This is a genomic window from Rufibacter sediminis (assembly GCF_014269285.1).
Taxonomy (GTDB): domain Bacteria; phylum Bacteroidota; class Bacteroidia; order Cytophagales; family Hymenobacteraceae; genus Nibribacter; species Nibribacter sediminis.
The window spans coordinates 37971-64208 of the sequence record NZ_JACOAF010000030.1; the positions used below are offsets into that span (position 1 = coordinate 37971).

16 protein-coding genes are annotated in these 26238 nt (G+C 54.5%); 6 read left to right on the plus strand and 10 right to left on the minus strand.

Annotation, left to right across the window (positions count from 1 at the left end; genetic code table 11):
• Window positions 1-54: 54 nt before the first annotated feature.
• The 9 genes from H7U12_RS12170 to uvrA form a co-directional block, all read right to left on the minus strand.
• The gene (locus H7U12_RS12170) at window positions 55-1425 is read right to left on the minus strand and encodes a dipeptidase (RefSeq protein WP_186638186.1); all 1371 of its coding nucleotides are present in this window, start codon (window positions 1423-1425) and stop codon (window positions 55-57) included.
• 295 nt (window positions 1426-1720) lie between these two features.
• Complete coding sequence (gene plsY / locus H7U12_RS12175; protein ID WP_186638188.1) at window positions 1721-2365, minus strand: glycerol-3-phosphate 1-O-acyltransferase PlsY; 645 nt, start codon at window positions 2363-2365, stop codon at window positions 1721-1723.
• A 203-nt stretch (window positions 2366-2568) separates the two neighbouring features.
• Window positions 2569-7788 (minus strand): hypothetical protein, encoded by a 5220-nt coding sequence (locus H7U12_RS12180; protein ID WP_186638191.1) that lies wholly within the window; start codon window positions 7786-7788, stop codon window positions 2569-2571.
• 15 nt (window positions 7789-7803) lie between these two features.
• Window positions 7804-8643, minus strand: coding sequence for a 50S ribosomal protein L11 methyltransferase (gene prmA / locus H7U12_RS12185; protein ID WP_186638194.1), 840 nt, complete (start codon window positions 8641-8643; stop codon window positions 7804-7806).
• A gap of 267 nt (window positions 8644-8910) precedes the next feature.
• Entirely contained in the window at window positions 8911-9675 is a 765-nt protein-coding gene (tpiA, locus tag H7U12_RS12190) for a triose-phosphate isomerase (RefSeq protein ID WP_186638196.1), read from the minus strand.
• 174 nt (window positions 9676-9849) lie between these two features.
• A complete protein-coding gene (locus H7U12_RS12195; RefSeq protein WP_186638198.1) occupies window positions 9850-11013 on the minus strand; it encodes a lycopene cyclase family protein in 1164 nt (387 codons plus the stop codon).
• The gene (locus tag H7U12_RS12200) at window positions 11003-11668 is read right to left on the minus strand and encodes a carotenoid biosynthesis protein (RefSeq protein WP_186638214.1); all 666 of its coding nucleotides are present in this window, start codon (window positions 11666-11668) and stop codon (window positions 11003-11005) included. Before H7U12_RS12200 ends, H7U12_RS12195 begins: the two co-directional genes overlap by 11 nt.
• Window positions 11669-11765: 97 nt before the next feature.
• Window positions 11766-12461, minus strand: coding sequence for a YiiX family permuted papain-like enzyme (locus H7U12_RS12205; protein WP_186638224.1), 696 nt, complete (start codon window positions 12459-12461; stop codon window positions 11766-11768).
• Window positions 12462-12673: 212 nt separating this feature from the next.
• Complete coding sequence (gene uvrA, locus H7U12_RS12210; RefSeq protein WP_186638225.1) at window positions 12674-15490, minus strand: excinuclease ABC subunit UvrA; 2817 nt, start codon at window positions 15488-15490, stop codon at window positions 12674-12676.
• A 279-nt stretch (window positions 15491-15769) separates the two neighbouring features.
• Between uvrA and H7U12_RS12215 the strand changes: the two genes are divergently transcribed.
• The 4 genes from H7U12_RS12215 to H7U12_RS12230 all read left to right on the plus strand — a co-directional run bounded on the left by H7U12_RS12215 (window position 15770) and on the right by H7U12_RS12230 (window position 22488).
• Window positions 15770-15898 (plus strand): 30S ribosomal protein THX, encoded by a 129-nt coding sequence (locus tag H7U12_RS12215; RefSeq protein WP_186638226.1) that lies wholly within the window; start codon window positions 15770-15772, stop codon window positions 15896-15898.
• A gap of 220 nt (window positions 15899-16118) precedes the next feature.
• A complete protein-coding gene (locus tag H7U12_RS12220; RefSeq protein WP_186638228.1) occupies window positions 16119-16502 on the plus strand; it encodes a hypothetical protein in 384 nt (127 codons plus the stop codon).
• Between the two features lie 447 nt (window positions 16503-16949).
• On the plus strand, window positions 16950-21320 hold the full coding sequence (locus H7U12_RS12225; RefSeq protein ID WP_186638230.1) for a CusA/CzcA family heavy metal efflux RND transporter: 4371 nt from the start codon (window positions 16950-16952) through the stop codon (window positions 21318-21320).
• Window position 21321: 1 nt separating this feature from the next.
• Window positions 21322-22488, plus strand: coding sequence for an efflux RND transporter periplasmic adaptor subunit (locus tag H7U12_RS12230; RefSeq protein WP_186638234.1), 1167 nt, complete (start codon window positions 21322-21324; stop codon window positions 22486-22488).
• Window positions 22489-22973: 485 nt separating this feature from the next.
• Here H7U12_RS12230 and H7U12_RS12235 read toward each other — a convergent pair whose 3' ends face one another.
• Entirely contained in the window at window positions 22974-24233 is a 1260-nt protein-coding gene (locus H7U12_RS12235) for an MFS transporter (protein ID WP_255897120.1), read from the minus strand.
• Window positions 24234-24420: 187 nt separating this feature from the next.
• Here H7U12_RS12235 and H7U12_RS12240 point away from each other — a divergent pair, with 187 nt between their 5' ends.
• Both H7U12_RS12240 and H7U12_RS12245 read left to right on the plus strand, forming a co-directional pair.
• A complete protein-coding gene (locus tag H7U12_RS12240; RefSeq protein WP_186638237.1) occupies window positions 24421-24855 on the plus strand; it encodes a hypothetical protein in 435 nt (144 codons plus the stop codon).
• A gap of 495 nt (window positions 24856-25350) precedes the next feature.
• Window positions 25351-25743: a group III truncated hemoglobin gene (locus H7U12_RS12245; RefSeq protein WP_186638240.1), complete on the plus strand. Its 393-nt coding sequence runs from the start codon at window positions 25351-25353 to the stop codon at window positions 25741-25743.
• Window positions 25744-26238: the final 495 nt, after the last annotated feature.

A 26238-nucleotide genomic window follows, 5' to 3' on the forward strand; every position in this document is an offset into this window, starting at 1 on the left:
TAGCGGGGCTCTCTGTTTTTAGCCTGATTTATGAAAATGGCCCTTAAAACGCGTTTACGCCTGTTGCTGGTGCAAGGCTGTAAAATGCTGGTAGAACAGCGGAATGGTTTCAATGCCTTTCATGAAATTGAACACGCCAAAATGCTCATTAGGCGAGTGAATGGCGTCTGAATCCAGCCCGAAGCCCATCAAAACGGTATCAATGCCCAGCTCAGATTTGAACATGGCTACAATGGGAATGCTGCCCCCACTGCGCACCGGCACCGGCTTCTTCCCGAAGGTATCTTCCATGGCCCGGGCGGCCGCCTGGTAACCCGCCGAGGTGGTAGGCGTGACCACCGGCTCGCCGCCGTGGTGCGGTTTCACCACCACTTTCACGCTGGGCGGCGCAATGGACTCAAAGTGTTTCTGGAACAGCGCGCTGATTTCCTCGGAGGTTTGGTGCGGCACCAGACGCATGGAGATTTTGGCAAACGCCTTGGAGGCGATCACCGTTTTAGCGCCCTCGCCGGTATAGCCGCCCCAGATTCCGTTCACGTCCAGCGTAGGCCGGATGGAGTTGCGCTCCATGGTGCTGTAACCCGCCTCGCCGTGCACATCAGACAAGTCAAGGGCTTGCTTGTACGCGTCCAGGCTGAACGGCGCCCGCGCCATCTCGGCCCGTTCTTCCTGGCTCAGTTCCTCCACGTTGTCATAGAACCCGGGAATGGTGATGTGGTTGTTCTCGTCGTGCAGCGAGGCGATCATCTTGCACAGAATGTTGATGGGGTTGGCCACCGCGCCGCCGTACAAACCGGAGTGCAGATCGCGGTTGGGGCCGGTTACTTCTACCTCGTGGTAGCTGAGGCCGCGCAGGCCAGTAGTCACCGAAGGCACATCGTTGGCCAGCATGCCGGTGTCTGAGATGACAATGATATCGGCGGCCAGCTTTTCCTTGTTTTCTTTCACGAAGGTGGCCAGGTTCACGGAGCCAACTTCTTCTTCGCCCTCAATCATGAACTTCACGTTGCAGGGCAGCGCCTGCTGCTGCATCATGGTCTCAAACGCCTTCACGTGCATGTAGGTCTGTCCTTTGTCATCGCAGGCGCCGCGGGCGTAGATTTTCTCGTCTTTGATGACCGGCTCAAACGGCGGTGAATCCCAGAGTTCATACGGGTCGGCGGGCTGCACGTCATAGTGGCCGTACACCAGCACGGTAGGCAAGTTCGTGTCGATGATTTTATCGGCGTATACAATCGGGTTGCCGGCCGTCTGAAACAGTTGGGCATTATCGGCGCCGGCTTCCTCCAACTTGGTTCTAAGATATTCAGCCGCCCGCAGCACGTCTCCTTTGAAAGAAAGATCGGCGCTCACCGATGGAATACGCAGCAACTCCAGCAACTCTTGCAGAAACCGGTCTTTGTTCTCTTCAATATAGGCTTTCATAGTATAGGGTTGATGATGGGTGAAGTTAAACTAAAAAGCGCCTTCCTCCTTCAAGAAAGACGCTTTTGTATCGATTTTGCTTTTAAAAACGTCAGCTAGGGCAGCTATTCCTCCGTTTTTTCGGCCATTCGCTCTGTTTTGAGACTCTTTTTCAGAAATCGGCCCCAAAACCGTCACGACAGGCAAACCGATTTTGTGCGGCAGGATTCTTTGTAGTACAATGATTTCTGGTTTGAGGCCCGTTTCCGGAAAAACGCCTTAAAACGGAAACCAGTATAGCTGGCAGCGCGAGCTGCTATTTGCTTCTGAACGGATTGATGTTGGCTTTGCTTTCCACGCCTTGCAGCAGCCGGGTGATATTCTTCTTGTGCGTCAAAACCACCATAATGGCAATGAACACCCCGAACACGGGCAACAGCCAATTGTCTGGCCTGAACACTGGCAGCAACAACAGCAGCGGGAAAGAAATGGCGGCTAGCATGGAACTCAACGATACGTACTTGGTCAAAAGCAGCACCACCACAAAAATCCCCAGGCAGATAAGCGCCACCTGCAGATGCACGGCCAGCACCATGCCCATGAGCGTGGCCACGCCTTTGCCTCCTTTAAAGCCCACGTACACCGGGAAGATGTGGCCCAGCACGGCTACCACGCCCAGAATCAGTTTGAACAGAATGAGTTGCTGCGGCTCAATCACCTCCCAGGACAGCAGCAGATTGGCCAGCGAGGTGGCGGCCCAGCCTTTCAGGATGTCCACGGCCATCACCAGGGAGCCCGGCTTCTTGCCCAGTACCCGGAACGTGTTGGTGGCCCCGGCGTTGCCGCTGCCGTGCTGGCGTACGTCAATGCCATAGAACTTTTTGCCCACCCACACGGCCGTGGGAATGGAACCAATCAGATACGCCAACAAAATTATTCCGCCAATAACGACAATCTCCATGTAGTTGTACAGTTAGTGAAACCCCGATTCCTTAGATACGGCTACGCCCGATAGGGTTCCATAAATATATTTCTTCAAATATAGGCAAACCCGCAGCATAGCCCAACACCGGCACAGGCCCTACACGAAACATCCCGTTTCCGGGCAGTTTCTGAAAAACGGCCTGAAAACGGGATGCAGTGCAAGAGAAATGAATCTAGCCCTTAGTTGCCCACCGCGGTGATGTCGGGTTGGGTTTCATCGGCTTTCTTTTTCTTGTCTTTCTTCTTTTTGCCGGAGGCGTCTTCCTGCTCGTTCACCGGGGTCTCGAAGCCAGAAGGAACCACATCTACTTCGGCCTCCTTCTTTTTCTTCTTGTCTTTCCCTTTGGTGTCCTCGGGCTGCGCGGCCGGGGCCTCAAAACCGGCGGGAACAGCGTCAGATGCTTCGTCTTTCTTTTTCTTCTTGGACTTGGCTTCCTCGGGCTGGGCTACCGGCGTATCAAAGCCGGTTGGCATAGCTCCGGTATCGGTTTCCTCGCCTTTCTTTTTCTTCTTGCTTTTCTTCCCGGAGTCTTCCTCGGCCATTTCGGCGGTGTCAAAGGTGTTGTACGTAGGCTGAGGCGCGGCTTTCAGCGGCTCTTTGCCCAGGTACGTTTTCCGGAAGAAATTCACAAACTCCATCTTATCTATGTCTTCCAGCGGATAGAAGGTGTACGAACCACCCGCCGAGCCTCTGCCTTTCGACTTAGATGCCACCGCGCCGTTGAACTGCGGATCTGATGAGGTTACGCCCAGGCCTCCTTCGTAGAAGTTGAAGTAATACCACGTATACGGGTTTACCTCCAGGTACATAGACACCACATCGCTGGAAGCGCCTTTCTTGATCTCAATGTGCCCGGCAATTTTGGCGTTCACGTCTATCTTGTCAATCCCCGCGATGCTGATGGGCCCCACACTGTACCACGCGTTCTGCTTAGGCGACCATTTCAGTTTCACCTGGTTCAAGACCAGCGTATGGATGAGCTTAGGCGACACCTTGGAGAACGGCACGTAGCCTTTGGAGGTGAGGGCCGTGAAATCAGCCACGCCTTTGTCGCCCACAAACGCCGCCAGTTGGAACGGCAGGTTCGGGTTGTTCAGGTCCACGCCTTCTGGCAAGCCCGCCACGTCTTTCGCTACTTTCTGGCCCATGCTCTCTATGGCCTGCTCTGGCGCGTTGAAGTCAAAGGCCATGAAGGTATCCAGGTCATAGCGGCTGCTGTCGGTGCGGCCGGTGCCACTACCCACGGTTTGCAGGTTAAAGCCTTTCACGTTCTTGATCAGGTTGAACTGACCGTCATAGCGGGCTTCTTTGGTGGCATCGTTGTACTGGAGCATGTTGCCCGTGTATGACTTGCCGTAGGCCCGGCCTTCATCGCCAATTTTGTACATCTTATCTTCTTTGTTGAAAGAAAGCAAGCCCTGCACCTCAAACACGTCCAGGTCATCGTCATACTGTTTCTTGGAGACGAAGGTGTTGTAGATCTTACCCGAGGTGGCGTTCACGTGGATACCGGTCTTCAGCGGAGTGCCATCGGCTAAGGCCGGGTTCTTGATTTCCAGGCGCACGTCTTCGGGGTCTACGCCGTCGCGTTTGTAGGGGAACCAATCAGAGTTCTCGCCGCCGCTGAACAGCATTTTAGCGTATCCGTCAAAATTCAGCACCTTCTTGTTGGAGACCACGCCCATGTTGCCGTGGTAGCGCACCTTAGGCATGATAAACAGCGTGTCTTTCTCTTTGACGGTTCCCTCAGCTAAGAAGAAGTCAGCCGCTTTGGGCTCGTCTTTCTTGCCGCCGTCCTGCTTTTGCCAGGTGAACTTGTCCATCTTAATTTTGTAGGAGTCTCCCCCGGCGTTGGCAAAGGTGTAGATCGCGTTCCCGGTCAACCCGAAGCGGTTGTCTATGTGCAGCTCGCCTTTCGCCATCTGGTGGAACTTCTGCACCGAGTCCATCACCAGCGTAGCTTTCTGGAAGGTTTTCAGCTCGGCATCTTTCAGGAACTGCACCCGGTTGCTGTCCGGAATCAGGTAACTGTCGCCCACCGGAATGTACGGCACGCCCGAGGCCACCAATGTATAGTTCCCAAAATCATAGGTGGCGCTTTTGGCTTTGAAGGCCAGCGAATCAGTGCCTGATTTCATGGAGTAGAAGTAAGACTCAGAACCGTCTGTGTTGCCGCTGGACAAGGTGAGCTTTCTGGATTTGAAATCCCATTTACCGGCGGCCAGCGACGATCTATACTGCGCAAACGGGAACTCCGTGGTTGCTTTTCCTTTGGTTTCGGCACCGTACTCGGCGTAACCGGCATCCATGTGGAAATCCAGGTACACGTCATAGGTGGTGAGCGCGGGGATTTTCTTATCGGCGGAGGCGACTTCCATGCCGGCCTTGTTCCCGTGGATGAGCCCTTTCTTGAAGACGAACAGCGGCGATTTCATGGCCACTTCCTTGTTCTCCACCACCCCGTTCCCGAACAGCGAGGACGGCGTGAAGCCCAACATGCCTTTGTAGGTAAACCGGTCGTTGAAAATGCTCATCAGCTCGCGGCCCACGGTGTGCACCTGCAGGGTGTCCTGGTACGGGTGCCAGTTCATCTTGAAGGCCTTGAAGGTACCGCTGGGGTAAGAACCCTGGGCCACCGTTCCCTCCTTGAAGCTTCCTTTCTTTCCTACCTCAGTGATGGCAGAATCCAGGAAGAACACGAAGGCCGGTGAGTGCATGGTGGCCGTTTGGTAACTTAACACGCCTTTGCCGCGCAGACCTTTGGTGTCCATGGTAAGCGTGTCAGTGAAACGCCCTTTGCCGCCGTACACCGCAAAACCGGCTTTAGGCACTGGGTACGAGAAGCCCAAGGCCCCATCGGGCTGAATAGCCAGCTTGGTTTCAAACGGCGGGAAAATGCCTCCTGAGTTAAACGTTCCCTTGAACCCGATGACGTTGTTCTTGGTACTGGCCATGCTGTCAATCTTGAACGGCGGAATGTTGAAATACACGCTGGTGTCATACACGCCCCCCAGAATCTCGGGTTTGTTGAAGTACACCGTCATGCCTGAGATGGCATCCAAGGCTGGATAACCCGCTGATTTCTTCCGGCCCGATTTGTTATCGGGTCGGTTGAGGTACAGTTTGGCCTGGCCTTTTCCGCCGCGGTTTACCAAGGTGAACGGCGTTTCTTTCTCTTTGCCGTCTTTCCCCTTGGTTTTGGTGGTTAATACCGTAGAGTCAATTTTGGCCAGATCAATGAAAAAGCCATCGTAATCAAACAGGAACTCCTTGCCTCGGAAACTGAAGTCAGTGGATTTCACTTTCCCGTTGAACAGGATGTTCCGGTTTTTCTGCACCCGCACCATCTGGCTGTCTGGCGTGGCAATCACCGCCGAGTCTGGGTGGAAGGCGAAAGACTCTACACCGCGCAAAATTAGATCGCCGGAAGCTAAATCCAGGGTGGCGTTCTTGCCGGCCGGCGAGAGGGCGTTCAGGTGGATGTAGTCATAGTCTTTCTTGTTGCGCGAGGCGTCAACGTAATGGTACGCTTTCTCGCGCAGGCGCACGAAGCCGGTGGCCGCGTCATAGTCCAGGTAGTTGCTCTGCGATAGCGTGGTGAGCGCGTTGTGCAGCACCTCTTTCTTGATCTTGGTGTCCTCGGCCATGTTGGTCAGGTAAAACGACATCGATCCTATTTTGGCCGCGTAGCCCACAGTGGTATACAGCGGATGGAAATTAGAGATGGTTTTAATCTGCTGGAAGCGGGTCTCGGTGAAATATTCCTTGGAGTTCACCTGCACCGGCACCTGGTTTTTGGCCGTGAGAATGGCGAAGTCAATGGTAGGCTCCTTGATGTTCCAGGAAGCCATATCCGTGGTGAGTTCTATCTGGTGGTAGGAATGGTAATACGGCGTCAGTTGGTACAGCCCTTCGGGGTTGATGAGCACCAGCCGTTTTCCATCTTTGTTGTACTTGAACTTCACCCCAGGGTGCGTGATGGAGTCTTTGCCCTGGAAGAGCGCAATTCCAGCCTCAGGGGCGGTCAGCAAACTGTCACTGATGGTGTAGTTGCGGGACGTAGCCCGGAATTTAGGTTCCCCGTTCTCAGACACCCAGATGGTGGAAGGGCTGCCATCCAGCGCGGCACTCATCAGCGTTCCGCCGGAAAGGGAAAGCCCCCCCAGGTATTTGATGTCCGCGCCAAAACGCTTGATCTGGGCGTTGTTGGTGTGGGAGATGAACTTCGGGAAACCGTTGTCGCCGTTGGCTTTGGGGCGGGTGAGGCGGTATTCCAGGTTACCACGGATGCTGTTTTCCAGCACCACTGGATAGGTAAGCGTCACGTCTTCGGCTTTGAAGGCCGGTTTGGCCACTTCAAAGGACAAGTTCTTGAACTCAGCCGTGGCATCGCCGCCTAGTCTGTTCCAGACCAGTTTACCGCCTTTGCCGGCGTACATCCCGTTGGCTAGCGACATGGCACCCGAGGCCTCTTTGATGGTCACGGAGTCAAACGCCGACGTGAATACCAGATCAGACTTCTCCACCACCACCACCGGACCCGCCAGTACGGGCAACGGAGCCGAGACATACTCCTCTACGATCACCGGCTTGGGTTCTTCTTTTTTAACCGGGGTTTCTGCTTTTGCCGTGGGCGCAGGCTTGGCGGTGGTTTTCTTTTTGGTACTGCTCGCCGTTTTGGCCGCCGGCTTTGTCGTTTTCTTAGGCGTCTCCCAGGCCGCCCAAGGATCTTCTTCCACGGGTTTCGCTACTTTCTTGGGAGCTGGTTTGGGGGCTGGAGGGGCAGCTTTGGCCGTTTTGGCGGCTGGTGCCGGAGTAACGGGCGCTTTGGCGGGAGTTGCAGGAGCTGCCGTTTCCTCGGTTCCCCACCCGGCATCCGTGGCTGGGGCGGCCGTGCCTTCGCGGTAATCGAAAGAGAAAATGCCTCCCTGGGCCCGCAAGCCGTTGGTAGGGCCTTTGTAGAGCGTTTTATCCGTGAGGAACTTCTGTGTGTTGACCAGAAACTTCTCATAGACTTTAACATCCTGTTTCTGAAGGGTCTGCTCCATCACGTTCAGCAGTTTGTCCAGGTTAGCGCCGGTGTACTGGTGCAGGTTCACGCTGGACCCAATGGTACCCAGGAAATTCTCAAAGTGCGGCCGTGCCTTCAGCTTTTTCTTGAGCATCTGCTGCGCCAGATCCATGATCTTGGTTTGCTGGGCTGTACTCACTCGGCCGCTGCTCCAGGCTTGCTCAAATGAGGTTCCCGTCTGCACCGCGGCGGCATTTTTGGTGCCCGTCATCAGGGCGCGCATGTCCAGCGCAAACTGAGCCGGGTCATCGGCGGACACCTTATAGGTCTGGGCATGGCTAGCCAACCCACTTACCATTAAAATCAGAAGGAGATAAAAATGCTTCATAAGGAACGATGCAGGCTATTTAGTGGCTGTTTTCCGGAAAATGGCCGAAACCCAGTTGTTCTTGCTTCTGGACGTCTCAAAAATAAGGCCAAGCGTGGTGGCCCGCTCCTGCAGAATGGGAAGGTCCTCGGTATAAAACCCGCTGAGCACCAGCGGCTCGCCGGGCAGAAGCAACTGGCTGTACACGGGCATGTCTTCCAGCAGCACGTTGCGGTTGATGTTGGCCAGGATGAGGTCAAACGGCGCCTCGCCCTGCAGCACAGTAGCATCGCCTAGGCGCACTTCCAGCGTGGAGCAGTTGTTGCGTTCGGCGTTTTCGCGGGCGTTTTCTACAGTCCAGTCTTCAATGTCCACGGCCAGAACCTGCCGGGCGCCCAGTTGCTCGGCCATAATGGCCAGAATACCCGTGCCGCAGCCCATGTCCAGCACGCGCTTGCCGGTGTGGTCCAGGGTGAGCTGGTTCTCGATCATGAGCGTGGTGGTCTCGTGGTGCCCCGTCCCGAAGGACATTTTAGGCGTAATCACGATGTCGTATTCAATTCCCTCGGGCTTAGGGTGGAAATCGGCGCGCACCGATACTTTCTCGGCAATCAACAACGGTTCAAAGTTCTTCTCCCACTCCTCGTTCCAGTTCTGCTTGGCGATGCTCTTGGTCTCGTACGGAAACTCGCCGGCGAAACTGTACCGCTCCAATACTTCCTGCAGGGCTTCCTCAGAAAACCGCTCCTCTTCAATGTATCCCTGGAACCCTTCCTCGGTGTCCTGAAACGTATCAAAACCCAGCTCCCCCAGTTCGGCGATCAGGATTTCTGCGTATTCTGGCGAGGCGGTAACCGTTACTTCAATAAAACTCATAAGCGTGTTTATAAGAATTCTGCCATTTGGCAGAAGATCAGGTAAAATTCAAACGAAAATAAGCGTAATATCTTGCGTTTTAGACTTATTTCTAGAAAATGAGGTAAAAAGTACCAAAAATATTTTATTCCGGAGCCCTCCTGCCTCTAGGTGAGCGCTGGGCCTTAAAAACAGTTTAGGCCTGTTTTCTGGAAAACAGGCCTAAAACATATAACATATTCTATATTGATCTTCCGCCTACCGGGAAGCGGTCCGGCGAGGCGGAAACTAGAAAGATTTGATGATATCGGTGAAGTCTCTGGACTTGAGCGAAGCGCCGCCGATGAGGCCGCCGTCTACGTCTGGCTGCGCGAACAGCTCTTTGGCGTTGCCGGGGTTGGCGCTGCCGCCGTACAGGATAGTTTTGTTGTAAGCCGCCTCGGCATTAAACAAGCGGGAAAGCTCTTCTCTGATGGAAGCGTGCATTTCCTGCGCCTGCGCGCTGCTGGCGGTACGGCCAGTACCGATGGCCCAGATGGGCTCGTAGGCAATCACAATCTGGTCAAATTCCTCGTTGCTCAGGTGCGCCACGGTTTCTCTCAGTTGCTGGGCTACGTACTTGAAATGGTCATCGGCCTCACGTACTTCCAACGGCTCGCCGCAGCAGAAGATCGGTTTGATGCCTTGCGCCAAAGCCGCTTTCATTTTCTTCAGGAGCAGATCAGCATCTTCGTTGTGGTATTGTCTCCGCTCAGAATGACCTACCAGCACGTACTCCACGCCCACTGATTTCAACATACTGGCTGATACCTCGCCGGTGTACGCGCCGCTCTCGTGGGCGCTTACGTCCTGCGCCGCCAGGTGCATGCGGGAGTTGCCCTGAATCAGTTTGCTGATGGAGTGCAGGAACGGAAACGGCGGCGTGACAATCACCTCCACGTTGTCTCCGGAGACCTCGTCTTTCACCATGTTGTCAATTTCGCTCACCAGCGCCTGGGCATCCTGGTAAGTTTTGTTCATTTTCCAGTTACCGGCAACAATGTTCTTTCTCATAGCCTTGAATTAGTGGTTGAAAGCGGCAACTTCTTGGTCACCGCGTTTTTAGGTTCTTTTTCTGAAAACAACCCCAAAAGGCTTTCCACCGGAAAACCAGAGGCGCTGCTGGGCCGCTAAGTTAATGATTTGTGGATTACGTGCGTGCCCTGATCTGGCAAATGGGCATTTGCTTCAAGAAGCGGTTGAGCTGCCCAGCCCTTGTTTGATGACTGCCGAGAGGAAAATAGTCCGGTCTACGGCGTTCATGATCCGGAGGTCTTCCAGCAGAGACGTCTCTTCGTTCAGGAACTTCAGGATAAGGCTGGCCGGCAGTTTGCTGAACATGTCATGGAAGACGCGCCAGGGCTCCTGCTTTTTCTCCTGCAATACCCGCAAAAACACGCTGTCATAGAACGCGAACTTGTTGATGGTCTTTTCAGAACCGGTCAGCGGTTTCTCTCCCCGGGCCAGATTCTGCGCGATGGCCGCGCATTGCCGCTGAATAAAGCTGAAGGTGTAGCCCGTGGAGGCCTTGGTAGCGCCGCCCGCCGTGCCGATGTTGATCACCTGCTCGCTCATTTGTTTGGAGAACGGCGCATCGGTCATGGGAATGATCCCGAATTCTTCGTGGGTGATGTCATAGTCGGTGATGTGCAGGAAATCGCGGAGGTAGGCCTGAATTTCGCTATCGTATTCTTCCTGCGGCAGCACTGCTTCTGAGAAACCCGTGTATTCCACCAGGGCCTCGTGGGCGTTCACCGGCAGCACGTACATAAACCGACAATCGCCGTGTTGGGCCACCCGGAAATCCATGAGCGTCGGCTCCTCGGGTTTGAAGACCGGCGATGGTGTTCTGATGAAAATGCCCTTAAAATGCTGCACCAGGTAATGCTTCTGCGGCAGCTTCGGGATTTGGAAGAGCACACTGTTGAAGACGTACTCGGCCTGGTACACCGCTTTTTTGCCTCTGATAATTCCGTTTGGTTCCAGCGCCACCATCTCGTCTTGCCGGAACTCCACGTTGGGAAACCGCGCCATCAGGTTGAAACAGTGTTGATAGAACGAGAGGCTGTCCAGCATTTTGTACCGATACGGACTGATGTCCAGCAACGCCGAGAACTCTTGCGAATGGAAATGCAGCTTGGCCCATTTGCTCTTGAGGCAGCTCTCAAACGGACTCTCACTAGTTTCCCAGAAGCACCAGGTGCGGTCGTTGGTTTGTTTCAGGTCGCGGTCCAGGAGCAGGATGCGTTTGGTTTGCAGATTTTCATGGCTGAGCAGGTAGCACATCAGACTCAACCCGGCGGCCCCGGCCCCGGCAATGATGTAATCGTAGGTGAACGGCTTATCCGGCATAAAAGAATTCCACTACATTCAGCAACAGGAAAAACACGAACTGCACCAGCAGGAAATACGGCGCGAACAGGTTGCGGGAGTTCTTCAGCAGCGGAATGAGCACCACCGCGAACAGAAAGCTGAACACGTACCAGGCCAGGTAATTCTGCAAAGGCGGCGTGTGACCGTCCCAGTACCAGAAATCGAATTTCTCGCAGACCTGCTCAATCAAAAAATCAATGCTCACCGGAATGGCCGCCGCTATGGCTGCCTTCGCTAAAAAAGGTTTCGCCCATTGGTTGACAACCGCCACGGCCGCAAAGCACAACGCCGCCCAGTTCATGCCAATCACCAGCGGCACTTCCATGAACTTGAACCCGAACGCATCGCCGTAATGATACCCCCCAAACACCTTCCCAGTGGCTACGCCGATGATTTCAGCGGTTAAGCCCACCAGAAACACCGCTACAACTCCCAGCACCAGTTTAAGGGTTAATCCCTGCTGGTTCCAGAGCAGCAGCCCGGTGGCCAGTACCAGATTTAAAGGCGTGTTGCTCAGAAACCATTCGCGGTACGAGGTGTAAAACCCAATGAGCCCGCATACGTGGAACAGGCAGATGATGCCCACGGAGAGTTGGAGTTTGTTGACAGGAAGAGGAGCGGTGAGTTCCTTCATTCAGTTGAAGCTTGTTAGAATATGACGCAAAGACACCTGTACGCGGCGGCGGCAATATAGTCAACCGGATGGAATAAGATTTGTTCTGCTCTGCGGCTTACTTCTCCAGTACGGTCACTAACAAATCTGACGCAAACATGCTGGCCGGAGAAATCACCTTCTCCTCAAGCGGAATATTGTGCCCGTAGCGTTCGCGCATTTTCGCTTGCACCGGCTTTGCTGTCAAATCAAAGTCCTTCAGCTTTTCCAGTTTCCCTATTTCTAAACCAGTGGCTCGCTGGTAGACTTTCCAGATGAGTTCAGAACAGTAGATTTTGTCATCAGACCATTCAAAGGTAAGATCATAGTCTTTGCCCGCCAGTTTCTCTCCTTCCTGCTTCATTTTAGCCAAAGCCGATGGCGAGAGTACCTCATGGGCGTTTTTCAACCGTTTTACCACAAAATGGCCTCCCTCACCACGGGCAATCCACCTAGCTAAGGGTGTAGTGGATACCGGCTGCACCGCCTCGTAAACGAAATAGTTTTCGCCTTCTCGGTAGACAATGCCGCAGTGGCTGTACTTGGATTTAGTGGCGAGTTGGATGGCCTGGCTCTGCGCCGAGCGCGAGGTATGGAAAATCAAATCTCCGTTCTGTAGTTCGTTGGAAGCAGATAGTTCCCGTACCCGGTCCGCCGCTATCTCCTGGTATTCTTCAGGACTGGGTTTGCCGTAGCGTTTTTCCAGAAAGTAACCCACTGCTACTAAAGGAAGAAGTACCCACAAGGCCAGCAAGATTTTGGAGCGGAGTTTCATACTACAAGGTAACAGAATTATCTTTTTTCTTAACAACGACGCTGTAGGGGCAATCCCTTGTGGTTGCCCTTATCCGTTTCCACCGTATTAGGGCAACCACAAGGGATTGCCCCTACAAACAAGAAGACCTGTGAGGTTTTGAAAACCTCACAGGTCTAACTCAGAGACTATCGTTTTGAGGCCCTTTTCTTAAAAACAGCCTCAAAACAGCTTTATAATTTCGGTTTCAAATACTTGCCGGTGTGGTTATCCTCTTGCTTCACGAGATCTTCCGGGGTCCCTTCAAAGAGCAGGTGGCCGCCGTTGGTACCGCCTTCGGGGCCCAGGTCAATGATCCAGTCGGCGCATTTGATGATGTCCATGTTGTGCTCGATGACCAGTACGGTGTTGCCGTTTTCCACCAGGGCATTCAGGGCCGTTAACAGCTTGCTGATGTCGTGGAAGTGCAGGCCGGTGCTGGGCTCATCAAAGATGAACAGGATGTTGCCGTTGTGCGGCGTGGCTCCTTTGGTCAGGAACGAGGCCAGTTTTACGCGCTGCGCCTCCCCACCTGAAAGCGTATTGCTGGACTGCCCTAACCTGATGTACCCCAAACCCACGTCTTGCAGCGGCTTCAGTTTCTCCAGGATCTTGGGCTGGTCTTTAAAGAAAATTAGGCTGTCATCAATGGTCATGTCCAAGACTTCGGAGATGTTTTTCTCGTGGTACTGAATGTCCAGGATGTCTTGCTTGAACTTCTGTCCGCCGCAGGCCTCACAGGTCAGGTAAATATCTGCCATGAACTGCATCTCAATCTTCACCTGGCCTTCGCCCTGGCAGACTTCACACCGACCGCCCTCAATGTTGAACGAGAAGTGCGACGGCTTGAACCCGCGGGCTTTCGCCAAAGGCTGGTCAGCGTACATGGTTCTGATGGCATCGTAAGCTTTCACGTAGGTCACCGGGTTGGAGCGCGACGACTTGCCAATCGGGTTCTGGTCCACAAACTCCACGTGGCTCACCTTGTTGATGTCGCCGGTGAGTTTGTCGAATTTACCCGTGGCATCGGCGTGGCCGCCCAAGGCTTTGATGAGCGACGGGGCCAGAATCTTCTTCACCAGCGTGGACTTACCAGAGCCGCTCACGCCCGTCACCACCGTCATGACATCCAACGGGAACTTAGCGGTCACGTTTTTGAGGTTGTTTTCGCGGGCACCGTGCACTTCCACGCAGTTGCGCCAAGGTCTACGTTGCGCTGGCACCGGCACTTCCATGCGGCCGCTCAGGTAACGACCGGTATAGGTATCGCTTTTCAGGAGCTCATCAAACGTGCCCTGGAACATGAGATTTCCGCCGCCAGAACCGGCCTCGGGGCCGATGTCCAGCACCTGATCCGCCACTTCCATCATGCCTTCCTCGTGCTCCACCACAATCACAGTATTGCCCATTTCCTGCAAGTTGCGCAGCACGCCAATGAGTTGATCTGCGTCTTTGGGGTGCAGCCCGATGCTGGGTTCGTCCAGAATATACATGGAACCCACCAAGGCACTGCCCAACGACGTAGCCAGGTTGATGCGCTGGCTCTCCCCGCCGGAAAGCGTGTTGGAAAGTCGGTTCAAGGTGAGATAACCCAAGCCTACGCGCACCAGATAACTCAGGCGATTGGTGACTTCGGTGACTAATCTATCGGCAACGGCCTGGTCATGGGCGCTCAGCTGCACGTTCTGGAAGAAATCTAGGGTTTTGGTCACGGGCATGAGCACCAGATCCGTGATGCTTTTGCCGTCTACTTTCACGTAACTAGCGTCTTTGCGCAGACGTGAGCCTTTGCAGTCTGGGCAGGCGGTGCGGCCCCGGTAGCGGCTCAACAATACGCGGTACTGAATCTTGTGCGACTGCTGCTGAATGTGCTTGAAGAAGTCATGCAAGCCCCCGAAGTACTTGTTACCGGTCCAAAGCAATTCCTGCTCCTCCTCCGTGAGCTCATTGTACGGCCGGTGGATGGGGAAATCAAAGCGCACGCCGTTCTTAAGCAAGGGCTGCAGCCACTCGTTCTGCTTCTCGGTGCGCCACGGCGCGATGGCTCCTTCGTACACCGTCAGGCTTTTGTCAGGGATGACCAGATCTGGGTCAATGCCCAGCACGCTGCCCCAGCCTTCGCAGGTCTGGCAGGCGCCGTACGGGTTGTTGAAAGAGAAGAAGTTCACGTTGGGCTCCTCGAACACCATGCCATCCAGCTCAAAGCGGTTGGAGAACACGCGGGTCTCGTCGCCCATCTGGATGTGGCATTCGTCATGGCCTTCGTAGAACGCGGTCTGCACCGAGTCAGCGAGGCGCATCTGCAGGCTTTCGGCTTCCTCGTCTTTCCGGATGACGGCGCGGTCAATCAGGATGAACACCTCGCCTTTGGGTTCTTTCTGGCCTTCGGCGATTAGCTCTTCAATAAAGAAGGGTTCGCCGTTGAGAATCACCCGCGAATAGCCTTTCTGCAACAGCAGGTCCAGTTCTTTGCTGAGCTTGCGGTCTTTGCTTTGCTGCAACGGAGCCAGAATCATGACGCGGGTACCGTCTTCCAGGGTCATCAGGTAATCAACCACGCTGGTCACGGTGTCTTTCTTCACTTCCTGCCCCGAGACCGGCGAAATGGTCTTGCCGATGCGCGCGTAGAGTAGCTTGAGGTAGTCGTAAATCTCGGTGCTGGTGCCCACGGTGGAGCGGTTGTTCCGGATGCTCACTTTCTGCTCAATGGCAATGGCCGGGCTGATGCCCCGGATGTAATCCACATCGGGCTTGTCCATGCGGCCCAGGAACTGGCGGGCGTAGGAGCTCAAGCTCTCCACGTACATGCGCTGCCCCTCGGCGTAGAGCGTGTCAAACGCCAGCGACGATTTGCCGGAGCCGGAAAGGCCGGTGACCACAATGAACTGGTTGCGCGGCAGGGCCACGCTCAGGTTCTTTAAGTTATGGACGCGGGCCCGCTTGATGATGATGTGCTCGCGGGCGTCCAGCGCGTCCAAGTCGGTATCTTGTTGAATGAGATCTTCTGTCATATAGAATTATAGCCTCTCTAGAACAACAACCGCGGCAGAATAATTCTGTTTGGGCGGGTTTAAAACAAGCGGGAGGCCAAACCGCAAAGGTAGGCATACGCATTGGTTTTTAGAAGGGTAACCGCTTTCTCTGTTTTGGAGCTTCTTTCGGGAAACCGGGCTCAAAACGCCGGAAGAAACTTGCGTTTATTTCTCAGACTTTGTAACTTTCTTCCCCTGAGTCTCGCACAAGAGTACTTGTCACCTATTGTTTCACTTACTTATTAATTCAGTACCGTTATGGGAAAAGGAGATGTTAAAAGTAAAAAAGGGAAAATCAGCAAAGGTTCTTACGGCAACAGCCGTCCGCAGAAACCCAAGAACGAAGCTACCAAAGCTGCTAAACTGACGGTTTCCAGCAAAGCGTAGTGGATGCATAGCAACAGGGAGGCCCGCCAGAATAGATCTGACGGGCCTCCTTGTTTTAGGGCCGTTTCTATAAAAACGAGCCAAAATCAGGAATTGGTGATCCCGGAGGTCAGTAACTTGGGGCTTACTCAGACGGCGCTCAGCGGTGAAAGCGTTCTTTTGTTTCTCCTCCTTCCGGCATTCTTTCTATATTTGCCCGTAGAACCTCTTCCCCCCTGTTGTGAAAATCAGAGTTATCTTTTTTGCGGTATACCTCTTTCTGGGCTCCCTGCTGCCCAACTCTGATTTGCACGAACTGTCCAAAATCTCTGACCTGCTGCAGCACTACCAAACGCATATTGCCCTGAACGGCCAGTTAAGCTTCACCGAGTTCCTGCACATGCACTACCAGGGTTCAGAGAACACCTCCTCAGAAAAGCACGACCGGCTCCCGCTCAAGCAGATGGGCAACTCGGCGTATGATTACTTTGTGGCCGTACCTTTGCTACAACCTTCTTTCCAGCTACAGGAAACCCAGGAGCCGCAGCACTACCTTTCCCACCCGCAACCCCGGGTTCCCGACGCCTTTACCGGCAGCATCTGGCAACCGCCGCAAGTGGCGTAACTCTCCTTTTATTGGCAGCATCAGCAGTCTGGCTACTTCAACAGCCCAGGCTTCTCTCTTCTGTCATTCTGAAAGAACTTTGTGAGCAAACTAGTATAGCGTTTAAGAAACGTTATTGCCGCCCGCAACCAAGTTCCTTCCAGGATGACAAAGAAAGATTTGGTTCTTAAAGAAAGATCTGGTGCATTCAGTCCTGCACGTGATGTGTGAACCGCGTTTTTAGCCTGTTTTCTAAAAAAACAGCTCCTAAACGCACTTCTTACTCCAAACTCAGGACTCTAGACTCAGGACTAACCCAGACCTGTGAGCGTCTCTGCCAATAGCCCAATCAACCTCATTTTCCCAGAACCGTCGGGACGGCAACCGTTCAGGCGTTCTCCGGCCTTGCCGTTTTTGGCTTGTTTTTGAGAAAACAGGCCAGAAACGGCGTCATTCCAAATCAAGAACATGTTACAGAAGATTATAGAGTTTTCCATCAAGAACAAGCTGGTGATTGGTTTGCTCACGGTGGCCTTGGTGGCGTGGGGCGTGTATAACGTGCAGCGCCTGCCCATTGATGCCGTGCCCGACATCACCAACAACCAGGTGCAGGTCATCACGGTGTCGCCGTCGTTGGGGGCGCAGGAGGTGGAGCGGCTTATCTCATTCCCCGTGGAGCAGTCGGTGGCCAGCGTGCCGGGCGTGACCGAGATCAGGTCGTTCTCCCGTTTCGGGCTGTCATTGGTGACGGTGGTCTTTGACGAGGACCGCGATATTTACTGGGCCCGCCAGCAGATCACCGAGAAACTGAAAGAAGCCGAGGAACAGATTCCCGAAGGCATGGGCTCGCCCACGCTGGCCCCTATTTCCAGCGGTTTGGGCGAGATTTACCAGTACGAGCTTCGGCCAGCGGCCGGATACGAGAGCCAATACAAGGCCACCGAACTGCGCACCATTCAGGACTGGATTGTGCGGCGGCAACTGTTGGGAACGCCCGGTGTGGCAGAAGTCAGTAGTTTTGGCGGTAAGCTGAAGCAGTACGAGGTAGCTATCAGCCCCGAGAAGCTCCGCAGTTTCAATCTCACCATCACCCATATTTTCAACGCGCTGGAGAAAAACAACGCCAACGCGGGCGGCGCTTACATTGAGAAAGACCCCAACGCCTACTTCATCCGCACCGAAGGGCTGGTGAAGAGCCCCGAGGACATTGGCCGCATAGTGGTCACCAACACCGCGGGCGGCGCGCCGGTCTTAATCAGGGACGTGGCCGAGGTGCGTGAGGGCTCGGCCATCCGGTACGGCGCCATGGTGAACGAGCAGGGCGAAGTGGCGGGCGGTATTGTGATGATGCTCAAAGGCGAAAACTCATCGCAGGTGATTCAGCGGGTGAAGGACAAGGTAGCCGAAATCAGAAAAACCTTGCCCCAAGGCGTGGTCTTGGAGCCGTTCCTGGACCGCACCAAACTGGTAAACCGCGCCATCAATACCGTAGAAACCAACCTCGCCGAGGGCGCGCTGATTGTGGTCTTCGTGCTGGTGTTGCTTTTGGGCAACTGGCGGGCGGGCTTGCTGGTGGCCTCCGTGATTCCGCTGGCCATGCTGTTTGCCATCTCGCTCATGAACGTGTTCGGCGTGTCGGGGAACCTGATGAGCCTGGGCGCGCTGGACTTCGGGTTGATTGTGGACGGGGCCGTGATTATTGTGGAGGCGGTCATTCACAGCATCCATACCAGCGAGTACGCGCAGCAGGGTGTTTTTAAGCTCTCGCGCAAGCAGATGGACGATGAGGTACAGGGCTCGGCCAGCAAGATGATGGGCTTCGCGTCGTTCGGGCAGATTATCATTCTCATTGTCTATCTGCCTATTCTGGCGCTGGTGGGCATTGAGGGCAAGATGTTCAAACCCATGGCGCAGACGGTTTCCTTCGCTATTCTGGGCGCTTTCCTGTTGTCGCTCACCTACGTGCCCATGATGGCCTCGCTGGTCTTGAGCCGAAAAACCCAGCACAAAGAGAACATTTCAGACCGCATCATGCAGGCCATTAACCGCACCTACCAGCCGCTACTCAACTTCGCGTTGCGCGCCAAAACGCTGGTACTGGGCATTGCTTTGGGGCTGTTCGCGCTCAGTCTGGTGCTGTTCACGCAAATGGGCGGCGAGTTTATTCCGTCGCTGGACGAAGGCGATTTCGCTATTGAGACGCGCGTACTCACGGGCAGCTCCCTCAACGAGACCATTGAAGTGGTGCAGAAAGCTTCCAAAGTGCTCAAGCAGACCTTCCCCGAGGTTGAGAAAGTAGTCACCAAAATCGGCTCTGCCGAAGTGCCCACCGAGCCCAACCCTGTGGAACTGGGCGACATGATTGTGGTCCTGAAAGAGCGCGACCAGTGGACCAGCGCCAGCTCCCGCGTGGAACTGGCCAACAAAATGTCTGACGTGCTGCACCAGAACTTGCCCCAGGCCACCTTTGGCGTGCAGCAGCCCATTCAGATGCGGTTCAACGAGCTCATGACCGGCGCGCGGCAAGACGTGGTGCTCAAAATCTACGGCGAAGACATGGACCAACTGGCCCTGTACGCGCAGAAAATAGGCAAACTGGTGCAACCCATTGAAGGCGCGCAGGACCTGTACATTGAGGAAATGAGCGGCTTGCCGCAAGTGGTGGTGCAATATGACCGCGAACAGATAGCCCGCTACGGCCTCACCATTGCAGACGTGAACCGCACCGTAACTTCGGCTTTTGCCGGTGAGATTGCGGGGCAAGTCTATGAAGGCGAGAAACGCTTTGACCTGGTGGTGCGCCTGAACCAACAGAACCGGCTAGACATTTCGGATGTGCAGCGCCTGTACGTGAGCAATGAAAACGGCCTGCAGATTCCGCTGGAGCACATTGCCCAGGTGGAGATGAAGGAAGGCCCCAACCAGATTCAGCGCGACGGCACCCGCCGCCGCATCACCATTGGCTTTAACGTGCGCAACCGCGATGTGCAGAGCATTGTCACCGAGATTCAGCAGAGAATTGAGACGCAAATTCAGTTGCCGCCCGGCTATACCATCACCTACGGCGGCGAGTTCCAAAACCTGATTGAGGCTAAAGAACGGCTTTCAGTGGCGGTCCCGCTGGCGCTGGCGCTCATCTTCGTGCTGCTGTTTTTCGCCTTTAAATCCATTAAACAGTCTATTCTCATCTTCACGGCCATTCCGCTGTCTGCCATTGGCGGCGTGTTTGCCTTGCTCCTGCGCGACATGCCGTTCAGCATCTCGGCGGGGGTGGGCTTTATTGCGCTGTTTGGCGTGGCGGTGCTCAACGGCATTGTGATGATCGGCTATTTTAACCAACTAAAAGCCAGCGGCATGACCAACCTGGAACAAATCATTCGCGAAGGAACGGCCGCCCGTCTGCGGCCCATCATCATGACAGCCACCGTGGCCTCGCTCGGTTTCCTGCCCATGGCCTTGTCTTCCTCGGCGGGCGCCGAAGTGCAGAAACCTTTAGCCACCGTAGTCATTGGCGGACTGCTCTCGGCCACGCTGCTCACGTTGGTGGTGCTGCCCATCATCTATTATTTCTCGGAGCGGGGCTTCGGAGGGCTGAAGAAATCAGCGGCGCTGTGGCTCCTGCCGTTCGGTTTGGTAGTGCCCCTAACTTCGCTAGCCCAGACCACTCCGTCGCAAACCTTGTCACTGGCTCAGGTGCTGGAATTGGCGAAGGAGCACAACCAACAGCTCAAAAGCGCGGCCTTGGAAGTAGAAATGCGGGGCGCGTTGCAGAAAACCGCGGTGGACATTCCCAAGACTGAGCTTTCCTACAGCCAGGGCGAAATCAACAGCCCCGTCACCGATGACCGCATTGGTATAAGTCAGACCATTCCGTTCCCTACGGTATGGAAAGCGCAGGGCAAGCTGTTGCAGGAGCAGAAGAACCTGAGCCAGCAGCAATTGACCCTGAAGCAGCACGACCTGCTGTACCAGGTGAAGCAGGCGTATGCACGGTTGGCGTTTCTGCACCAAGCGCAGCAGCTGCTGCAGCGGCAGGACAGCATTTTTCAGGTATTGGAGCGAGCCGCCGAAGTCAGGTTCAGGACGGGCGAAACAGGACTGCTGGAGAAAACCACCGCCACCACCCAACGGCTGGAACTCACTGACCGCCTAAGGCAGAACCAGAGCGCTCTGGCCGTGGCCCAGGCGCAGCTGAATGCCTTGGTGCAGGCCCCGGAACCCCTGCACATCACGCCGCAGCCGTTGCAACTAGACAACACTTCCTTCGGCGTAGCCGAAACAGGAAACCACCCGCTCCTGCAACTGTACCAACAACAGATTGCCGTAGCCGACCGGGAGCAGCAAGTGGAGAAAAGCAGGCTGGCGCCCGACCTTACACTGGGGTATTTCAACCAGTCCTTGATTGGCACTTATGACATCAACGGCCGCATAGAAACGGCCGCCGATAGAAGCCGTCGGTTTCAGGGCGTGGAAGCGGGGGTGGCGGTACCGCTCTGGCAGGGGCCGCAACGGGCACGGGTGAAGGCCGCCGCCTTGGGCAAACAGGCCGCTGAAGCCTCGCTCCAAAACCAGCAGCACCTTTTGCAGAGCGAGTGGCAGGCGGCGCAGGAAACCCAGCAGCGGCTTCGGCAGAGCGTGCAGTTTTACCGGGAACAGGTGCTGGTGAACGCCCGTCTGGCCCTCACCCAAGCCGATAAAGCCTACCGCAGCGGCGAGGCCAATTACCTGAGCTACCTCCAGGCCGCCGACCAGCAGTTGCGCACCCAACAGAATTACCTCCAGCTCCTGCTGGATTACCAGTTAAACGTCTTTCAACTCCAATACCTAGGAGGCCAATAATATGAGATCATTATTTTTAAATTACGCCATTGCTGGACTTTTCCTGCTTTCGGCCTGTTCTGAGAAAAACAGCCCCGAAACGGAAACGCCAGCCGCCCAATCCGCAACTGCCGCCGCTCCAGAAAACCCGGAAGTGATCACGCTCACCGAGCAGCAGATGCAGAACACAGGCATTGAATTGGGAGCGCCATCGCAGCAGAAACTGGGCAATACCTTGCAGCTCTCCGGGGAGATTGACGTGCCGCCCACCAGTTTGGTGAGCGTCTCGGTGCCCTACGGCGGCTTCGTGAAAACCATGAACCTGTTGCCCGGCCAACACATCAACAAAGGTCAGGTCCTGGCCACCCTCCAGCACCCAGATTATGTGCAACTGCAGCAGGATTACCTGGACACCCGCGCCCGCCTGCAACTGGCCAATCTGGAATATGCCCGTCAGCAGGAGCTCACGCAGGAGAAGGTGAGTGCCCTTAAAAACCTGCAACAGGTGAAGACTGAACGCGAAGTCTTGCAGAACAGCCTGGCCGCCTTGCGGGAGAAACTGCTCATGATTAACATCAACCCGGCCCGCCTGCAGAACGGGAAAATCAGCCGCACCATCAATGTTGTCTCGCCGATCAACGGCTTCGTGAAGAACACACTGGTGAACGTGGGCAAGATGGTGAGTTCTACCGATGTGCTGTTTGAACTGGTGAACACCGATGACCTGCACCTCAAGCTCAACGCCTTTGAAAAAGACGTACCGTACCTGAGCCCCGGCCAGCGCCTCACCTACACCCTGCCCAATGACGCCACTCCCCGCTCGGCGGAAATCATCTTGGTGGGCCACAGCGTGGAAGGCGACAAAACCGTACCCGTACACGCCCACTTAGCCCACGCAGATGAGCACAAGCTGCTCCCCGGCATGTACGTCACGGCCACCGTGCCCACCAAAGAGCGCGCCGTCACTGCCCTGCCCGAAAGCGCCGTGGTGCAGTTTCAAGGAGTCTCTTACATCTATGTGGACAACGGTAACCGTGCGTTCAGACGGGTAGAGGTACAGACCGGCTTGAAAGGAAATGGCTTTATAGAAGTAGTGCTCCCCGCGGAACTGCAGAACTCCAGCCGCATTGCCGTGAAAGGCGCGCATAACCTGTTGGCCATGCAGGAGAACAAGGAGGAGGAAGAGTAACCTTAGGGAGTTCTGAGTCTTGAGTCTTGAGTCAGTTTTGGTTTCGTTTGGGGAAAAGAGGCTGGAAATGGATGAACCCACCCCTACCCCTCCCAGGAGGGGAATTTTCAGGTATGCGTGGTTCGGCAGGTGTCAACATCCCCCTTCGCCCCCTTCAAAGGGGGAGTATCAGCTAGAGCACAGCCACGGGAGAAATTCCCACGTTCTGACCATGGAACAGCCTTCGACTTGCAAGCTCCGTTCCTATGCAACAAGACTCCCCTCCTCGGAGGGGTAGGGGTGGGTTCAATCTGCCTGCCGCCGCATTATCGTCCGCTCCCAAAAGACCTCATAGCGTGCGCAGCACCTGCGAGCGTCTGCGCCAATGGCTTTTTGCCCAAGACTTAAGGTCATCCGGCAAACGTCACATAAAAAAACCCTCTGCGTTTAGAGGCAGTTTTTGAGAAAACTGCCTCTAAACGCAGAGGGTTTTTGTTTCACTACCGCTACAAACTCAACTTTCGGAGCTTATCGGCTTTCCAGGCGGTAAAGGAAACGATGAGGATGGTCATGGTGCCGCCAAACACCACTGAGGGCACTACGCCCAGCAGTTTGGCGGCCAGGCCCGATTCAAAGGAACCGATCTCGTTGCTGGAGCCCACAAAGATGTTGTTCACGCTGGAGACGCGGCCTTTCATGTGCTCCGGCGTGAGCGTATGAATCAAGGTGGAGCGGATGATCACCGACACGCTGTCCAGCACGCCGCTCAGCAGCAGCATCCCAAAGGAGAGCCAGAAAATCTCTGACAAGCCGAACACGATGATGCAGGCCCCGAAACCCGCCACCGCCCATAACATTTTCTTCCCGGCGTTAAAGGTGATCGGCCGGTAGGCCATGAACAAGGCCATGGTCACTGAGCCAATAGCCGGCGCTGACCGCAGCAAGCCCAGCCCTTGCGGACCGATCTTGAGAATATCAGAGGCAAACACCGGCAACAGAATCACGGCTCCGCCGAAGAGCACCGCAAACATATCCAGCGCCAGCGCGCTTAGGATAATCTGGTTCCCGAACACGAACCGGAGGCCGGTCTGCAAGCTTTCCTTGATCTTGAGTTTAGGACCTTCGCTCAGCGGCAGCGGCCGGGCGGCGATGAACGAATACAGCAGCAGCGACAGTAACACCAGCGAGGCATCTACCCCGAAAGCGGCCGTTACCCCGCCAAAAGCGTACACCAGTCCTCCAATGGCCGGACCTGCTACGGAGCCCGCCTGCCAGGTAGTACTGCTCCAGGTGATGGCGTTGGCGTACAGTTTCCGGTCGGGGAGCAGTTGGGGCATGAATGAGAAGACCGCCGGCCCCATGAACCCGCGCGCGATGCCGCTCAGGAAGATCACCGAGTAGATGGGCAGCGTACCGAAGGCGTGCAGCACTTTCCCAATGTCCAGGGTATAGAAAAGCAGCGCAAGCGAGCAGAAAAGCAGCACGCTCAGCACCGTGATGATGATGCGCTTGCGCGGCACAATATCGGCCACGTGCCCAGCGTATAGCGCCACCGTGATGGAGGGGATCGCCTCTACCAAACCAATCAGCCCCAGGGAAAAAGGGTCTTTGGTGATGTCGTAGATCTGCCAGCCTACCACCACGGCCTGTATTTGCATGGCCAGCGTGATGCAGAAACGGGCAGAAACAAACAATCTGAACTCGGGGATGCGGAGTACGGCGTAAGGATCATGCCGCTCCTCGGGGATGGGGGTAGGTGTCGTCACAGTTTGGAAAGATCAGGGAGGCAAAGGTATTGCATTTTTCTGTGGAGTTCATTTATTCCTCCTCGGGAACGAACGATCAACCAGGTATAGATGTTTGCTATATTCAAGGTCCTGACAAACAATTTTGCTTGTACATGTTCAGGATTGCGGATTATGTTTGTAAGTTTACCTTAAATATCTGTGTCCTATGTCTCCATTGTTTTTAGATGCCATTGCCTTAACACACCGTCCGGATTTGGATGTGTTGTTTCTGCGCTGGCCCCAGCCCGTGTACGCCTTCACGGTGAAGGAGGTGTACCAGCAGGTATTGGAGTTAGCCAAGGATACCAATGCCCGCTATTGGTTGTTTGATATCAGAAGCCGTGGTCCGCTTTTAAAGGAAGACATGGCGTGGCTGATGGAGTCGTATTACCCAACGCTGCACGGCCAGCTTGGTCAGATTGCCCATGTTGCCTACCTGGTGTCTCCCGCCCATGCCAAAGACCCCGAAACAAGAACATCGGTGGCCGAAATGCGACAGCAACCTTGGTTTGGCCAGGGAGCCGACTTTGAAGTATTCACCTCAGAGACGGAAGCGTTGCATTGGCTTAAAAAATGCCAGTTGATTGAAATTGAGCAATAAGCTCGCTTATCATAAAGGAAGAACAATGGGCCCGGCAGAAAACTCTCTGCCGGGCCCATTCCGTTTAGCGCGGCGTAGGATTTTATTTCAGGGCTCTTTTTGTAAAAACAGGCCTGAAACAGCGTTCGCTCTCAACCGCGTGATTGGTGTTGACCGGAAGCTGGACAGCAACAGGAAAACCGGTGACAAAAGGAGCCCATCAGCTGTCAAGCGTCCTAGCCCTTCTTGTGATAGCGAGTTTCTTCTAATGTGCTCGTATGCCTGAGCACCTCTTTACCCAAGACGCAGCACTTCTTGTCATTTCCTGTTTTTGGAGAATAAAGAGCTCTTTCAACCCACCCTTGCCAGCCATTTCTTCCGATGACGGATGGTACAGCTGTTTTACGCCCGTTTTTCAGAAAAAAGGCTTAAAATGATGGATGTCATTTCAGGCATCGGCACCTATTCCTATTCTTGCAGTGTTATGTAAGAGGCCAAAGCCTCAGGAGGAAAAAGATGGAAGAAACCAAAGCAGAGTTACAGACCGAGGAAGACATCAAGAGACTGGTGGATACTTTCTATGACCACGTAAACCAGGACGAGCTGCTGGGCCCGGTGTTCAACGAGTTTGCCCGGGTAGACTGGGAACACCATTTGCCCAAGATGTACGCCTTCTGGAGCACGGTGCTGTTTGGGTCTATGGCTTACAAAGGACAACCGTTCCCCAAGCATTTGGCCATGCCCATTGACCGCGCGCATTTCACCCGTTGGATTGCTCTTTTCACGCAGACGGTAGACGAGCTGTTCGCAGGTTCCATGGCCAATCAGGCGAAGCAGAAGGCCGCCAGCATTGCCAATATCTTCCAGATGAAAATGGGCTTGTGGGCTATTCCTTTGGTGAAACCCTAAAAGAGTTTCGGTGCCCTTTTCCAGAAACAAGGCTTAAAACGGGCTTGCCTCTCAGAAGCGACCATCCGGGGCTATTTTCCATGGTGGGCGGTAATCACAACCCTCTATAACGCAGCAGCGGAAGCCTGATGGGGCTTCCGCTGCTGCGTTATAGAGGGTTTATATTGCTAGATGACACCGGTAGCGCGTACAGGTCTGTCATTCGGAAAGAGAAAAGAAAAGAAGTGGGCGGATTTGCATTCCAACAACACCTTCACATACGACCGCCGCACTCCTTATTTCATATATAATACAATTTAAAAATCTGTTCCTTTTTTCACGAGTTCTATTTACGCTGCTCTATTGGTAAGGTTAGAAAAAAAGTTCTATAAGTTTACTTTGCCTGTTTTTCTATCTCACTTTGCTATCTTTCAGCAAGCAACACCAGCTACAATCATCACTACAACAATCACATCAGCCATCATTCAGCGCAGCAATTGCTTTTCTCACGTGGAG

What these genes read in the sequence shown, in the direction of transcription:
- H7U12_RS12170 (WP_186638186.1), bottom strand. Translation starts at nt 1,425, where the DNA reads ATGAAAGCCTATATTGAAGAGAACAAAGACCGGTTTCTGCAAGAGTTG.
- plsY (WP_186638188.1), bottom strand. Translation starts at nt 2,365, where the DNA reads ATGGAGATTGTCGTTATTGGCGGAATAATTTTGTTGGCGTATCTGATT.
- H7U12_RS12180 (WP_186638191.1), bottom strand. Translation starts at nt 7,788, where the DNA reads ATGAAGCATTTTTATCTCCTTCTGATTTTAATGGTAAGTGGGTTGGCT.
- prmA (WP_186638194.1), bottom strand. Translation starts at nt 8,643, where the DNA reads ATGAGTTTTATTGAAGTAACGGTTACCGCCTCGCCAGAATACGCAGAA.
- tpiA (WP_186638196.1), bottom strand. Translation starts at nt 9,675, where the DNA reads ATGAGAAAGAACATTGTTGCCGGTAACTGGAAAATGAACAAAACTTAC.
- H7U12_RS12195 (WP_186638198.1), bottom strand. Translation starts at nt 11,013, where the DNA reads ATGCCGGATAAGCCGTTCACCTACGATTACATCATTGCCGGGGCCGGG.
- H7U12_RS12200 (WP_186638214.1), bottom strand. Translation starts at nt 11,668, where the DNA reads ATGAAGGAACTCACCGCTCCTCTTCCTGTCAACAAACTCCAACTCTCC.
- H7U12_RS12205 (WP_186638224.1), bottom strand. Translation starts at nt 12,461, where the DNA reads ATGAAACTCCGCTCCAAAATCTTGCTGGCCTTGTGGGTACTTCTTCCT.
- uvrA (WP_186638225.1), bottom strand. Translation starts at nt 15,490, where the DNA reads ATGACAGAAGATCTCATTCAACAAGATACCGACTTGGACGCGCTGGAC.
- H7U12_RS12215 (WP_186638226.1), top strand. Translation starts at nt 15,770, where the DNA reads ATGGGAAAAGGAGATGTTAAAAGTAAAAAAGGGAAAATCAGCAAAGGT.
- H7U12_RS12225 (WP_186638230.1), top strand. Translation starts at nt 16,950, where the DNA reads ATGTTACAGAAGATTATAGAGTTTTCCATCAAGAACAAGCTGGTGATT.
- H7U12_RS12230 (WP_186638234.1), top strand. Translation starts at nt 21,322, where the DNA reads ATGAGATCATTATTTTTAAATTACGCCATTGCTGGACTTTTCCTGCTT.
- H7U12_RS12240 (WP_186638237.1), top strand. Translation starts at nt 24,421, where the DNA reads ATGTCTCCATTGTTTTTAGATGCCATTGCCTTAACACACCGTCCGGAT.
- H7U12_RS12245 (WP_186638240.1), top strand. Translation starts at nt 25,351, where the DNA reads ATGGAAGAAACCAAAGCAGAGTTACAGACCGAGGAAGACATCAAGAGA.